The organism is Paenibacillus polymyxa, assembly GCF_018614975.1.
Lineage (GTDB): Bacteria > Bacillota > Bacilli > Paenibacillales > Paenibacillaceae > Paenibacillus > Paenibacillus polymyxa_E.
This window is the reverse complement of sequence record NZ_JAGGNR010000024.1, coordinates 1-14,745: the sequence shown is the minus strand read 5'-3', so window position 1 is coordinate 14,745 and position 14,745 is coordinate 1. Positions and strand designations below refer to the sequence as shown.

At 38.9% G+C, this 14,745-nt stretch carries 10 protein-coding genes and 2 pseudogenes; 3 read left to right on the top strand and 9 right to left on the bottom strand.

The annotated features are described in order from the left end of the window. Positions 1-132: 132 nt before the first annotated feature. Positions 133-486, top strand: a complete 354-nt coding sequence (locus J7E78_RS19910) for a helix-turn-helix domain-containing protein (protein ID WP_215077873.1) — start codon at positions 133-135, stop codon at positions 484-486. Positions 487-588: 102 nt separating this feature from the next. Here the strand turns inward: J7E78_RS19910 and J7E78_RS19905 are convergent, their stop codons facing one another. From J7E78_RS19905 to J7E78_RS19885, 5 genes and pseudogenes are all read right to left on the bottom strand, one after another. Continuing rightward, the gene (locus J7E78_RS19905) at positions 589-1,209 is read right to left on the bottom strand and encodes an HNH endonuclease (protein ID WP_215077872.1); all 621 of its coding nucleotides are present in this window, start codon (positions 1,207-1,209) and stop codon (positions 589-591) included. 6 nt (positions 1,210-1,215) lie between these two features. Next, on the bottom strand, positions 1,216-1,878 hold the full coding sequence (locus tag J7E78_RS19900; protein WP_215077871.1) for a hypothetical protein: 663 nt from the start codon (positions 1,876-1,878) through the stop codon (positions 1,216-1,218). A gap of 11 nt (positions 1,879-1,889) precedes the next feature. Then, positions 1,890-4,160: an ATP-binding protein gene (locus J7E78_RS19895; RefSeq protein ID WP_215077870.1), complete on the bottom strand. Its 2,271-nt coding sequence runs from the start codon at positions 4,158-4,160 to the stop codon at positions 1,890-1,892. Further along, positions 4,153-5,598: an Eco57I restriction-modification methylase domain-containing protein gene (locus J7E78_RS19890; RefSeq protein WP_215077869.1), complete on the bottom strand. Its 1,446-nt coding sequence runs from the start codon at positions 5,596-5,598 to the stop codon at positions 4,153-4,155. The genes J7E78_RS19895 and J7E78_RS19890 overlap by 8 nt, the downstream gene beginning before the upstream one ends. Positions 5,599-5,728: 130 nt before the next feature. Further along, positions 5,729-6,691: pseudogene (locus tag J7E78_RS19885) on the bottom strand (DUF3427 domain-containing protein); the annotation flags it as partial. A 265-nt stretch (positions 6,692-6,956) separates the two neighbouring features. On the opposite strand from J7E78_RS19885, the gene J7E78_RS19880 reads away from it, so the two are divergent. Beyond that, positions 6,957-7,574, top strand: a complete 618-nt coding sequence (locus J7E78_RS19880) for a hypothetical protein (protein WP_215077868.1) — start codon at positions 6,957-6,959, stop codon at positions 7,572-7,574. A 30-nt stretch (positions 7,575-7,604) separates the two neighbouring features. Next, positions 7,605-8,453, top strand: coding sequence for a hypothetical protein (locus J7E78_RS19875; RefSeq protein WP_215077867.1), 849 nt, complete (start codon positions 7,605-7,607; stop codon positions 8,451-8,453). A 101-nt stretch (positions 8,454-8,554) separates the two neighbouring features. On the opposite strand, the pseudogene J7E78_RS19870 reads toward J7E78_RS19875, so the two are convergent. The 4 genes and pseudogenes from J7E78_RS19870 to J7E78_RS19855 all read right to left on the bottom strand — a co-directional run bounded on the left by J7E78_RS19870 (position 8,555) and on the right by J7E78_RS19855 (position 14,510). Continuing rightward, a pseudogene (locus J7E78_RS19870) lies at positions 8,555-11,693 on the bottom strand (DUF3427 domain-containing protein). 199 nt (positions 11,694-11,892) lie between these two features. Then, positions 11,893-12,492 carry a hypothetical protein gene (locus J7E78_RS19865; protein WP_215077866.1) on the bottom strand — a complete coding sequence of 200 codons (600 nt, stop codon included), beginning with the start codon at positions 12,490-12,492 and terminating at the stop codon, positions 11,893-11,895. Positions 12,493-12,831: 339 nt separating this feature from the next. Beyond that, entirely contained in the window at positions 12,832-13,314 is a 483-nt protein-coding gene (locus J7E78_RS19860) for a hypothetical protein (protein ID WP_064640501.1), read from the bottom strand. Further along, positions 13,311-14,510 (bottom strand): WXG100 family type VII secretion target, encoded by a 1,200-nt coding sequence (locus J7E78_RS19855; RefSeq protein ID WP_215077865.1) that lies wholly within the window; start codon positions 14,508-14,510, stop codon positions 13,311-13,313. Before J7E78_RS19855 ends, J7E78_RS19860 begins: the two co-directional genes overlap by 4 nt. Positions 14,511-14,745: the final 235 nt, after the last annotated feature.

The following is a 14,745-nucleotide window of genomic DNA, read 5'->3' as shown; positions in this document are numbered from 1 at the left end:
TGCTCGCACTTCGTGTTGAAGTTACTTTGTCACGGGGCTTCAACCTTAGGATTTCTCCACCAGCTGCCCGTCAGCTACGAGGCGACTTGGCTCTTACCTCGACCGGACTTTCACCGGCTAGTTGTGTCTAGCTTGGCTAGGCGCGCAGACAGAGAAATTTTAAATTTAGTCGGCGCTCGAATCAAGGTTTTAAGGAAAGAGAAAGGGTTATCCCAGGAGGCACTTGGAGAAAAAGGCGGATTCCATTTTACATACATTGGACAAGTTGAACGTGGCGAAAAGAATGTATCTTTAATTAATCTCGGTAAAATAGCAGAGGCGTTGGAGGTCAATATCTCTCAACTTTTTGCTTATGTAAGTGCTGAAATTGAGTTTACTGAATCAGATATAATGATTCAAGATATAGTCAGTATGTTGAGAGAAACCTCTCCAAATAAAATCCGTTTATCCAGAAATATTATAAGAGAGCTACTAAATGAATCTTAATTATATTAAAATGAGCAGCGATGCAAATCACCAAGGCATCACTACTCATTTTAAGTTTATGCTAAATCAGTTTCATTCTTTAAAGATCATTTATATAGCTTTTTAGGCTTCTTCTTTTACTAATAAATCGTAATAATCGCAGAATATCTCACACACAAGTCTATGTACCTTGACAAGTTTCCTAGTGTCCTCCCCGTGCTCTTCTTTCTCTTTAATCTTTGCTTTCAGTGCTCTTCTTCTGATATTAATCTGATCAAGATTATACAAAATAAAGTGCCTTTTTAGATATAGTTTTAACTCATAATAGATATATTCACCTAAAGGGGTTAAAGAAATAATATTCCCATTTTGATCTCTCCCTAAGTGATTGTAATAGTCATCATTGCAAGGATCGATAAATCCTTTATTCCCCAACACAGATTCGTTTTCATTGCTACCAATCCACTTGTTTGATTTAGAGATGTTACAATAAGAACAACTATATAAAAGATTATCGTATGTGAATTCCAAATGCTTGAACTTTTCTTTTGGTGCAAAGTGTTCGACATGAAATGAATTATATCCTCCACTGTATTCATCTGAATCATCACAATATGCACATCTATTATCGAAATCTGGAGCTAAGTATTTCTTATTAGTGCCATTCGTTATCCACATAATACCAGTATATGATCTTGTTGGTTTTCTTATTTTGATTGGTTTCTTTATTTTAATTTCTTTCAAACTAATTTACTCCTCTTCTAAGATTTCATCAATTTTATCAATTAGTTCAGATAATTTATTGGATGATAGATCTTTTTTTAGCTTTTCAGGGAGTGCATGCCTACCGTCTGTTGATTTTTCAATTTTAGAATCTAAATCGAGTATTGCAGAATCAATTTCCTCAGAAGTTCCCGCAAGCGGTAGCAGTTTTTTTAATTGTAGGTTCCAATTTTCTTTTTGCTTTTGAGTTTTCAATACTTGCTCAATAAGCTTGAAATTTAATTCAATTCTTTCTTTTTTTTCAGACAGATATCTATCAAAATCAAAAATTTGATAAGCATTATACACTTCTTTAGAAAATAAATCATCATCATAAGAAGTTAATATAAAGATTGGAAACTCATAAAACTCTCTCTCAATTGCCTTAGCTAACTCTACTCCAGAGAAATTCACAGTCTGATATGAAGATAATTTATAATCAATTATTGCGCAATCAATGCCTAACTCCTTTATACTTCCAACCATTGAAGATACGTCATCTAGTAACTCAACTTCAATTGGCTCAAATTCATAATGAGAATACTTTTCTTTTTTTTCAGGTGAAGCATCATCCAATCCCTGTATTAGCTTCGTCATTATTTGAGTTGTTTTACTCTTATCATCATCGATTATTCCTACTTTTATTTTCATATGGACACCTCTCATAATGGAAATTTCAAATCTAACCCAAATCCATTTTTATGATTTGTAATAATGATTTGAGCATTGTACTCTCTCGCAGTTGAAGAAACTATATACATTCCCAAACCTGTACCAATTTTTTCTCCTTCTTTGTCATATTTACTAGTAGTACCAAATGTAAAGATGTCATAAGGATTTTTAAATGAATCGGGTAATCCGTCTCCATTATCCTGATAATGAATAATTATACTCTCATTTGTTTCTAATGAAATTGTAATAGTCCGCTCTAGAACTTTAGCATTTTCGAATGCTTCTATAGAGTTTATGATTAAATTGTAAATAATACTCTCAAAATCTGAAACGAATATTCTTTTATATGTTTGATTTTTATCTTTCTTCAATCTTATATTTATTTTTTTTTGATTTAGAATAGGTTTCAAAACGTCTATAATCTCTTGGATAGTTTGATATATATTTTTTTTGAGTCTTCTTCGCTTATCTTTTTTTATTTGATTAGTTATGACACTAATCCAAGATTTCAAGAATACATCATATCTCTCCAAATCTTCAAGATGTCTATTAATTAAATCTGCATTCCCTTTATTTATAACAAATCTAAGATTATCTACTCTGTTGACCAATATTGCATTAATGCCCTTTAAGTCATGTACAACAGAAGTAGTAATTAATCCATTAGTCGCCAACGATCGTAATAATTTAATCTCAGTAATTAGTTCTTCTCTCTCTTCTTCGTAATATTGAACAGCTTTAGCTAGTGTTTTCACTTCTTCCTTGGAAGAGTTTTTTTCCTTAGAAGGCGTTTCCTTCAATACCTTATCAGCAAGACTTTTCCCCTCTTGTTTAGCCTTTTCTTTTTTATGCACCTTATCAGAATATTCCTTCATCCCTCTTCCAATATGGGCTCTATCTTCCTCAAAAATTTGAATTAAATTAGTTATAATTTTCTTAAATAATTTGAAATGATCGTTTTCAATTATACCCTCCCTACTAGATTTATCCAGAATAGAAGAATTATCAACTCTTGAGATCATTATAGTTCCTTGGCCTTGCCTATTTCTGACTCGCCATTTCCCAGATGGGTGAGAAATAGCTGCGGGGCTATTTGCTTTCCTAGCATCTAGTCCTAGCCAATCAAATGATTCCGAAGTCTGGTCACCATAAGGCCTTACTAAAAAGTTATCTCGGTAGATCTTTATTCCTCCATGGTTCTCTAGCCATACCCTCCTTTTTTTACTTATTTCTTTGTAAAAAAAGACTTCTTTTGAATCATCGTTAAGTGACAACTTCATAAAAGTATATTTGAATTTGAAAGGACCAATTTCTTTAACTGATTTTATGACTTCTTCATCTGTAGTATGCATTAACTCATGTATTTCATACTTTAATTCAATACTCTCTTTCTTAAAATCCTTAAATTCATAAGGAAATTCTTTAAAACTCTCTAGTTCAAATACATCTGCTGGTATTTTATTGAGGTCGAACTCATTTCTATTCAATATTACATTGAAAATATCCCCATCAAATGTAATATTAAGTTTATAATCATATTCCTCCGAGATCTCATTTTCTATTATAATTGCAGGTTCGTCCAATGACTTCTTTAAGGCAATAATATAATCTTTTTGTTCTACCGGAGGAATTAAAAAGCCCATTGCATCAATTATATTAATAATTTCTTTATCCGACCATTTATCTCTCAATCCACTAATTTTTAACATCGTTCCTGTTTCCACTTTTATTTTTTCTTCAATGGTTTTACTCTTATTAATTCTAATAATTTCACTTGTTAAACTTGGAGGTAAACATTCAGCCAATTCCATATCAAGAAAATCAAAATCTGCTTCCATCTCACCCAGATGCGCCCCTGGTTTTTCAAAATCACTCCAATCTGTTTTCCAATAAATTAAATTTGGACTTTTTTTATTTCGGGTATACATTTCGCATTTACTTCCTAGTCGATCAAGCGCAAAACGACCAATTCCTTTCTCACCTGATTTTATCCTTTTTCTTTCAGATTCATATTCTGATTTTTTATTATCCGTCCCGATTAGCATCCAATAGTCTTCTATGGTCTTTTGTGTCATACCAGTCCCATTATCAAGTATATATATACAGTTGTTAGAAATATCAAAACATATTAAACATAATAGAGCATCTGCATCGTAAGTATTCTTAACTAATTCAATTATGGCTCCGTCTACTTTTGCAACACTTTCTCTACCTAATAATATTGTTGCTCTGGATGAAATTTTATATTTCATCTTAGCCATTATTCTCCCACCCCTCTGGTAGCAAATAGTTGTTAACATCCCTTGCCGTTATCCTTAGTGATGATCCATTAGCATTAATACCTATATTTTGTACATAATTATAAAAATCTTCACTTTCTAAAATTCTCTTAGCAGCATTTAGTGAGAATGATCCTTTACTCGTTATATATATTCCTGAATAAGGGATCGTATCTTGTGGGACTTTATATACTTTCACACAATTAGTAACCACTGTCGAAAGCAACAACTTCTCTTGATTTAAATGAGCCAGAGCCTGCGTTCTTCCATATTCAAACCAGTTTACACTTTTATCTGAGGCTCTCTTTTCTAAATCCTTAATAAAAGTATATAGATAATTTTTAACCTCCGGGAATTTCGTTTCAAATTCTTCTGAATTGTACCTTCCTAGCTTGTTCTCAAAATAAAAATAAGGAAAAATAATATACTCATTTTTATTATAATTTAGTGACCTTGGACTAACAGCTTTTTTTATAATTTCTTTTTCAAGCTTAATTCCATCGATTGTAATATATTTATGATCATTTTCAATTGTTTTGATATTTTTCATTACAAATGCACTGTTAAGCAATGTAGCCAATGTAATTGAAGAATTGAAATAATCTCCAAATATTCTCCTATTTTCAATATCTCCACTATAATTGGAAGAAAACTCCCATTTAGATTTCAATCTCAAATCATTTTTTTTAACTTTATGACTTCTATTTAATGAGATATCCAAATATTCTATATCTTCTTCTTTGGAGTCTTTATTACAAATAATAATTGCTGATGATGTTAGTACATCAAATAATTTCATAGTTCTATAATCATAAACTCTTACTAAATAAGGTAAAAGGATCTCTCTAAGATTTTTGCCGAATACATTCTTAAAGATACTATTCGGAACAAGGTATATTAAAACTCCATTATCTTTAAGCACATTGATACTCGCTTCAAGAAAAGCATAACAGTAGTCGAATTTCCCTATGGAACATGACTTAAAATGAATCTTAAGATATTCTCTCGTTTTGACAGTTAGATCTTTATATGATATGTAGGGGGGGTTTCCTATAACATAATCAAATTTAAGATCAATTCCTTCTATTAGAAAATCTACGTTTAATAAGTTCCAAGCTACATTCTCAATCCCATACCTTTTTGCTGTTTCATTCAAGTTATACAAACATTTAGTGTAAGGTCCCTCATCTATCTCAATCCCGTAAATGTCTGATTGTAATCCCAATTTAATTTTTTCTACAGAAACTCCTCTTCTAAGACCATCTTGAATATATCTTTCTACGATTACACAAAGTATATTCCCTTCTCCGCAAGAATTCTCCAATACTTTTTTACCATATAGATTGTCTTTGTATGAAGATTTATCTAACATACCGATGACAACATCGTATGGAGTAAACACCTGACACTTATTATTCATCAAATCATTCCTCTTATTATCCGTAATATTATCCTTACACTTTCTTCTTTTACCGAAATGAAAAGATATAAATATCTCTTAACATAAGTATATCTTTTGTATTCATATTGTTTCAAGATATATCAACATTTCATACAATACACTTATTCGCCACCGCCACCATCTTCGCAGGCATCTCTTCCCGCAGTCGCCACACAAAGCTCATCGGTTTGTTCCCCTCATGACTCACATAATCCGCTTCGCCCAGGAAGACAAACGGAGATGTATAGCCGTGCTCCTCCTTATACTCTCGCACAAACAGCGCGATCCGGTTACCAGTCTCTCGATGATGGATGTACCGTTGCGCCGTAGCCGTATGCTCCGATACCCGACTCTGAGTCTGCCAGTGGAATAAACACTCGTTGATCGCATAGTCCTCGTACAGAGTAGATGGAGAGAAATCTTTGTCCGATTTGTTCAGTGTAATGAAGAAGATATCCGTCTGTTCGTCGGCAAAATACTTCACGCCTTCACGGAAGGCGGGTGATTGATGGGCATTCCAGTAGCCGAAGGCGGCGAGCACTTGGTCAATAGAGTACATACAGTGGATATCCAGTGGACAAGTGTACGGGAACGAATTGATTTTATCCACAAATCGCAGATGAGCCAGATTATATTTGAAAATATCCACAAGCTCTGCTCCGAATGCCTCACAAGACAGCACACGCTGCACACCCTCTTCGATGCTGCTCAGTCCTAGTTTCTCGGGCGCAGCTCGATGGAAGGTGTAATAGAACATGATCAACATTCGCCGTTCATCAGCATTGGTCGGTTCTTTCCCTTTTTCAATAAAGTCGATCAGGAACGTCAGCCAGCTTCGGGAGTTAATCGTCAGTGCAGACGGCAGTCTGCGGATATATTCCTCATGCTCGCCCTCGATGGGTGCTGTTAATCCGGCTTCGGCCAACATGCCACGGAAATATCTTTTCCCTGCACGTCCACCGTAGAATTCAACTAGTGTCATCCCGTGATGCTCCGCCAAGGTCAGCGGCAGTCCGGTGTCTTGCTGGAACGTTTGCAGCTTCTGGATCAACGCTCTGCGACTACGACTCATCTAAATCCCTGTCTGTGGGAGCAGAATACGGTTGGTGTTTCTCCCCCTCCCTCATTCGAGTCCATTGTCGAATAACAACAAAATACATATGGAAAAAAAATCATATGAAATATATTATTTAGTGCAACTTTCTCTTTCTTTATTGAGTCTATTTATTTGTAAGGATAATCCAAATAAAATCGGATATGGAAGGGGTTGATCAAAACACAACACATTTTAGAAGGCTTTAACGATAAATTAAATAATGAAGGGATGCAAACAGGATATGGTCAAGAAAATGACAGCTCTATTCTCTTTCTTTTTTGCTTTTATTCTAATTGTTGGTTCCAGTTCCGCTCATGCAGCTAGTTGGTATGCAGGTGTTACCAAGCCAGGAAGTACTTATTTAGGTATGTATGCGTATATTACAACACCAACGTCTCTTCCTAGTTTAGGCGATAGCGGTGAATCTGCTTGGGTATCAAATGTTACTTCAACTAGGGATTGGATTCAGACGGGTATCCGATATTATTCGGGATATTCAGGATTTAGAACTTACATTGAACATACGTATAATGGTGTACATGGTTTGGAAGAAGTAGGCACTCACTTTTTAGATACTTCAATCCAATACACCGTGCAGTATGAAGGAGCAGACAGTAAATGGCACGGATATATTGCTGGTTATGATAAAGGGAGTTGGAACCTGGGTACTTATAACAATGTTCAGGCAAACGCAGAAAGTCATGCAACAAATACACAGATGGGGCCGTTTAGATTTACAAGTGTATCTTATAAAAATTCAAGTGGAGTTTGGACAGTAAATGACACAGCTCCAACCGCTCAAAGTCCTTATTCGGTCAGTAAGACCAGTAATGCAAATTTCCGAGTCTATGGGCCTTAAATTTAATCTTTAATAAGGAGGATAATAAAAATGAGAAATAAAAAGTGGTTTCTTGTCGCAGCAGCAGTTATCGTCCTAAGCGGGGCGTTTTACATGAACTCTATTTCTGCTGAGAGTCCAACCCAATTAATCCAAGCTCAGCTTGTTAAAGAGGGGGTGGCTATTTCTAAAATTACCACCCAAGAGAGGAATTTAAAATTGGAAACTAAATCAACTTCTACTTCTGGAGAAGCAACCATAGAGGATATTAAAGCTATCCGAAAAATCCGGAATGAAGTAAGAAGTGGTGCTAATGGAACCTCACAAATCAAAAATGTTGATCTCACGATTACAGGCGAAAATGGTCAAAATATATACAATGGTGTTTCTAATGACATTACCCGAATACCAGACTTCTCATCTAAAATTGTAGGAAAGCTCGATTCTGAATCAGTCCAGAACGCTATTTATAGTGAATTAAAGGCAAACGGTGTAACTGTGGAATCGACAAAAGTTACGGATAACGAACTGGGTGGAAAGCTGGCCTCGATCGTGCTTACAACGGAAATCTCAGAAGTGAACAGCCTCGTTCCTAAAATTGAGAAATGGATCACATCGCTTAATGATTCTGATGGTATTGGAGTTTCTCAATATGAACTGACCATTAATGATAAAAGTGATCATTCAACGTTGTTATATTTGACAACAGATTTAGTGTATCGCGATTTTTATTGGTGGCAATCCCCAGCTCTTGGCGATGAAGTTTGGACAAAAACTAAACCGGAAAGCCAAGAATCAGCTGCTAGTAAAGATAAAGTTCCAGCGACAACAATTGAAGAAGGCATACTTGCTGGGCCCTCTGGATCAGATAACAATGGGTATGAAGGGCCTCAATTTTAAAAATAAATTACAGTTTTTATTTAACTCTCGTTTAAAAGACACAACACAATCTCTCTGAATTTGAGGAGATTCCGTTGTGTCTTTTGGTATTAACAACCCCCTCAAACAATACACTTATTCGCCACCGCCACCATCTTCGCAGGCATCTCTTCCCGCAGCCGCCACACAAAGCTCATCGGTTTATTCCCCTCATGACTCACATAATCCGCTTCGCCCAGGAAGACAAACGGAGATGTATAGCCATGCTCCTCCTTATACTCTCGCACAAACAGCGCGATCCGGTTACCAGTCTCTCGATGATGGATGTACCGTTGCGCCGTAGCCGTATGCTCCGACACCCGGCTCTGTGTCTGCCAGTGAAAGAGACGCTCGTTGATCGCATAGTCCTCATACAGCGTAGATGGAGAGAAATCTTTGTCCGATTTGTTCAGTGTAATAAAGAAGATATCGGTCTGTTCATCGGCAAAATACTTCACGCCTTCACGGAAGGCGGGTGATTGCTGGGCATTCCAATAACCGAAGGCGGCAAGCACTTGGTCCATGGAGTACATACAGTGGATATCCAGTGGACAAGTGTATGGGAACGAATTGCTTTTATCACAAATCGCAGATGAGCCAGATTATATTCGAAAATATCCACAAGTTCTGCTCGGATTGCCTCACAAGACAGCACACGTTGCACACCCTCTTCGATGCTACTCAGTCCTAGTTTCTCAGGCGCAGCCCGATGGAAGGTGTAATAGAACATGGTGAGCATGCGCCGTTCATCGGCGGTCGTGGGTTCTTGGCCTTTTTCGATAAAGTCGATCAAGAACGTCAGCCAGCTTCGGGAGTTGATCGTCAGCACAGACGGCAGTCTGCGGATATACTCATCCTGCTCACTCTCGATTGGCTCTGTTAGTCCGGCTTCGGCCAACATACCCCGGAAATACCTTTTGCCCGTACGTCCACCATACAATTCAACTAGTGTCATCCCGTGATGCTCTACAAAATGAGCCAGTGTCAGCGGCAGTTCGTTGTCTTGCTGGAACGTTTGCAGCTTCTGGATCAGCGCTCTCCGATTACGACTCATCTGCTTCAGGTTGCGCATAATGTATTCCTTCGCTTGCTTTTCCAATTGAATGAACGTGCCGCGAGGCACGTTCGAGAAGCCGTTCTCGACGTAGTGCGAGATGGAATGTTTGGTGGCCCCGATCAGGGCGCGGAATTTATCCTGGAACCTGTACTCCTGATGCGCTTGTCCGATGAAGTCGAGCACGGTCAGGCACTCTTTGCCATCCGTCATCCGTAGTCCACGTCCCAACTGTTGCAGGAATACGGTCAGACTCTCGGTAGGACGCAGGAACAGGATGGTGTTCACCTCAGGGATATCCACACCTTCATTGTACAGATCGACAACAAATATCATGCGCAGTTCCCCGTTCACCAGTTGTCCTTTCGCAGAATGACGTTCCTGTTCGCTCGACCCGCCATGCAAGGCCATGGATGGAATGCCGGCTTCGTGAAATATTTTTGCCATATACAGCGCATGATCCACCCCTACGCAGAAACCAAGCCCCTTCACATCGTCCAGATCGGTTACGTATTTGTTCAGACTTTGAATGATCTGGTTGGCACGGATTTTGTTATGCGTATAGAGCTTCTCCAGTTCGTTCAGGTCATATCCTTTACGCGACCACTTCACCTGGGACAGATCGACGGTATCGGTGACGCCAAAATATTGAAAAGGACTCAGTAGCTTCCGGTCAATTGCATCGGTTAGACGGATCTCGGCGGCAATCGTATGATCGAAGTAGGCGGTAATGTCTTTGCCATCCATCCGTTCAGGCGTCGCGGTGAGTCCCAGCAAAACCTTCGGTTCGTAATGGGACAACAGCTTCTGGTATGAAGGTGCAGCCGCATGATGGAATTCATCCACAATGATGTAATCGTAATAGTCTGGGCTGGTGATCTCCGTCAGCTTCATGGAGTTAAGACTCTGAATGCTAGCAAACAAGTGATCCAGCGCCTCTGCTCGGTAATTCCCGACATGCAGCTCACCAAAGTTCATATCCTTCAGGATATACCGGAACGTGTCCCGACTTTGCTTCAAGATTTCTTCCCGATGGGCGACAAAAAGCAACTTTGCTCCCGCATGACTTGCCCGGAATCGCTTGTAGTCGAAGGCAGAAATGACCGTTTTGCCAACACCTGTGGCGGCGACGATCAGGTTGCGGGTTCGTCCATACAGCGTACGCTCGGCGTGAAGCTGTTCCAGCACTTCTTTTTGATAATCGTAAGGCTGAATGTCGAGGTGAAAGTGGTTGGACTGATCTTTTTTACGATTCAGAGCCGCCTTCAACTGTGCCTCATGCCATTCATCCTCAGCCACATATCGCGTAAATTCACGGTCATTCCAGTAACTCTCAAAGGTCGCTTCAATCTTGCGCAGCACATTGAGTGAATCCTTCTCCGTCACCTTGAGGTTCCACTCCATACCACTGGTCAGCGCCGGGTTGGACAGGTTGGAAGAGCCGACATAGGCTGTAGTGAATCCAGTATCGCGGTGAAAAATGTACGTTTTGGCGTGTAGCCGAGTCACTTTGGTATCATACGAAATCTGGATCTCTGTGTTAGGTAATTTGCTAAAAGTTCAATAATGGCCTTGAGGTCTGTTGCTTCCATGTATGTAGTTGTGATGATCCGCAGTTTCCCACCGCCAGCCGTGAATTGTTGAAGCTGTTCCAGCAGCAGGCGAAGCCCGCTGAATTTGATAAACGATACCAACCAATCGATCCGATCAGCGGTCACAATCTCCTTTTGTAACTCCAATAACATACTCGGTTCGGACTTCGCACCTGTGAATAAAGAGCTTTGGGCGATAGGTGTGTCTGGACGAACGATTTTGGTATCCCGGACCGCACGAATGCTGTTCAACTTGGAATACACATGGGTCAGCACTTCCCCCTGCTCATCCAGTTGCAATTCGTTGTACTCTTCTTCCCCCAGTGTGCCTTTGAGAGTAGCAATAATCTCATTACACGTCCGGATCTGCGCCAACACTGCCGTCTTATCTTCTGTCTGTTCCCGTACAATCTTAAGAGCTCGCCGGGTTACCGCCGCCAAATACGTGGACAGCAGCTTACGCGCTTCCTCTGCATCCAGCTTCTCGGTTCCAATGTTATACACATCCGGGTCCAGCGCCGAAATCTCCTGTCTGGTGATGGTGTTGATAAGCTGTTCATATATGCCTTGTTTCATGAATATACCTCGCGAGAGTTAGGATGGTTGTGGATCGTTCTCTATGTATATGGTGAGCTAAGTAGTTGGCATAGGTAAGGTTATTACTTCTACTATATTATCGTCCAGCATGGGAAAAATTTCATTAGTTGTTTTGATACAAAAAAGGAGTTCTCCCTATGACAGAAGCGCCCCTTTTCGAATATCATCGTATTATGCCTTACAAACCATCTGAATACATCAACTTATCAATATCTAAGTTATTTGTCCGATCTGAATACAAGATGCGCAAACGTGGTTGTCCTTGGTAACGATCTAGATAAAGCGCAACTTCTGTTCTTTTATTATTGATTACCCACCGTGATTTAAACATAATGTTCCCCCTGCTCAGATCCAATGCGTCCTCGTTCGTTAGACTAGACTCTGCACCAATGATGTATTTATCAGTCGAATTGGTAGGTTTACCGTATTTGCCTTCCAAGGCATCTTTGATGCCATAGTATGTGTTCATTTTATCTCCAGAAGTCGAAAGCCTGTTACCCTTCACTTCATAGATAGTACGAACCAGTTTGTTCTTGTAGAACAAGTAAGATAACTCTGCAGATGTTGAGGAGACCGACGAACTGTATGTAAGGTATGAAAAATGGTTAACACTTCCTGATTCAATCAGTTTGTCCTTTTCTAGTTTCTTGATTTGTTTAGTGTTCATGCCCCACTTTACATTGCGAAAGTCTGCTTTCGAAGCAGCAGATGCGGAAAGTGGTAAGATCGCGATCGCTACCATGAACAAAGCAATGAACATTAGGGAAATTTTCCTCATACGTCAACTCCTTTTCGTATTTTTTATAATTATACCACGGAATTATTTGATTGGATAAAACAGCAATTGGCACCAATTATTATTGTAGGACGCCTTTATCTTTTTCATATCTTCCAGATTGTAAAACCAATCTTCCTCAATCCATACTCTTGCATCGGGGCATTCGCTCAGAAAAGCAAAAAGGAATTTAAATAATAAATCCTCATTATCATCAAAGTCATCAGAAACTACTGCTTTAAAATATTCATTTTGCGTATCATCCCAGTCATAAGTAACGGTTTGAAATTCGTAAGGATGTCTAATCCCTAGTAAAACCTCGTTATTTTCAAATGTATAAAACTAGACAATCTTTTCACTGCACCAGTTCGGATTATATGGCATGTGACTTAATTTTAAAATATCATCAGCTGTGTAATACCACTCGGCATCATCAAACCATAAATAATCCTCGCCATTATCTTTAAAATACTCTACAACAAATCTAAAAATAAACTTGTACTCATGATTTATATTTTCAATATCTAATGCCCAGAAGTAATTTTCGTCTTGAGTAAGCCAAGTGAAACTATCAACTGAGTCTTCTTCTACTTGATTAACATTAAATGTGAAGTACTTTAAGTTGTCCTTATTATCCATGTTTTTAAAAGTAAATTCATCAACTTCTGATAGTGTTCCTTCAGCTGATATGAAGAGATCATCACGGTATTTATCTTTTATCAAAATACAAAACATGTTCGCTTTTTGCGCTGCTTTCTTAAAATCCTCAATGGCTTTTTCAGGGGAGTAGTTTTCTATCTTTTTCAAAAAAATCAAAGAACTCACTTCTTCAAGACCTCCTCTAATTCTTCAGCAGAACTTATTATTTTTATTCCTTTATTTTGAATCATTTTAACTAGATTTTCCTGGGTTCTATTATTTACAGTAATATCTTCAATATAATATATGATTTCCTTATTATCGTAGTTAAAGTATTTCTCATTTAATGGATCGGTCAATTTATCAAATTGTTTTTTACTTACTGCACTTAAAGACTTTTTCACTTCAATAAGATGTGAATCTGTTAACACGTCAATATCCCCTGCTATTGTATCATCTTGCAATTTCAACTGTATTCCAGTCCCCTGTAATCTTCCTGTACCTTTTACAGTCTGTGCTACTTGGCCCTCTAGAACATCACCAGCTTTTGAGCTTTTTAAATTCTTCTCAATAATAGCTTCTATATCTTTAGAACCTTGCTTGGTCCAAGATACCTCGTTACCGAATTGATTAGGGTATATTGTTTTATTGCCTTCCATTCTTAACATTGAGTCATTAGTTAAACTGCTAATTCCCTCTGATTCTTTCTTACCTCCACCCGACCCACCCAGATCGGTATGCTTATCGTCCTTCGAACGAAAGGCTTTCCCAAACAAAACATACGCTAGGGCCTGTCCCGTCATCGCTCCACCGTAATACCCAGCTCCACTCTCATCGATCTGCTTCTTCTGGTCTTCTACAAATTGCTCTATATCAGACCTCGCCGTTCCCGTGCCCCAGGCGGTATCCCATGCAAATTGAATACCACGCCCAACGTCTACAACTTTGCCTACGGTCATGGCATAGGCCAGACTGTTTAATGTACTAAACGGATTATAAATGAACGCTTCTGCCATCTCACCAAGTCCCGTAACGGTGTCACCAATTGCTTTATCGACCAGTCCGGTGCCGAAGCTTGGCTTTAGTTCTTCTGGAATGTACAGCGCAACCTCGCCTGAGCCGTCGGTTGTTCTAAAGTTCTTTGCGATAAACGTAAACTCTTTCTGGATTTCGTCCAACAGCCCGAGTGTAGTCGGGAACACTTCTTTCACCTGCATAAAATCCCAGAAGAATCGCTCTCCCGTCACACCCGACCAATCGGATTGCAACATATAGATGGATTTCTCCAGTTCCCAGACCATTCGCTCCAGTTCCTGTTTCTTCTGCTGGACCAATCGAGCTTTCTCGTCCAACTCATCGGGATGTACCTGAATACGTTGCATCCTATCTTCACCCGCCAACCTGACCATAGTTTATGTACCTAAATTTTAACAAGTGAGAAGGAGGATTGGAATCAAACGGAAGGATCATCTCCTCAGAGGTTATACGGTAGTTGAGCAACATCCTTCGGTAAATATTTTTGCACATTAATGCATGAACGAATACCGATGAGTCGACAGGGTATCTTGTACAAAAAGAACGACTTCTATCACAGATCACGCCTGTTGAATATCCTAA

Excerpts from the sequence above, each read along its gene's own strand:
- J7E78_RS19900 (WP_215077871.1), bottom strand. The coding sequence starts at position 1,878 with ATGAAAATAAAAGTAGGAATAATCGATGATGATAAGAGTAAAACAACT.
- J7E78_RS19895 (WP_215077870.1), bottom strand. The coding sequence starts at position 4,160 with ATGGCTAAGATGAAATATAAAATTTCATCCAGAGCAACAATATTATTA.
- J7E78_RS19890 (WP_215077869.1), bottom strand. The coding sequence starts at position 5,598 with ATGAATAATAAGTGTCAGGTGTTTACTCCATACGATGTTGTCATCGGT.
- J7E78_RS19880 (WP_215077868.1), top strand. The coding sequence starts at position 6,957 with ATGGTCAAGAAAATGACAGCTCTATTCTCTTTCTTTTTTGCTTTTATT.
- J7E78_RS19875 (WP_215077867.1), top strand. The coding sequence starts at position 7,605 with ATGAGAAATAAAAAGTGGTTTCTTGTCGCAGCAGCAGTTATCGTCCTA.
- J7E78_RS19865 (WP_215077866.1), bottom strand. The coding sequence starts at position 12,492 with ATGAGGAAAATTTCCCTAATGTTCATTGCTTTGTTCATGGTAGCGATC.
- J7E78_RS19855 (WP_215077865.1), bottom strand. The coding sequence starts at position 14,510 with ATGCAACGTATTCAGGTACATCCCGATGAGTTGGACGAGAAAGCTCGA.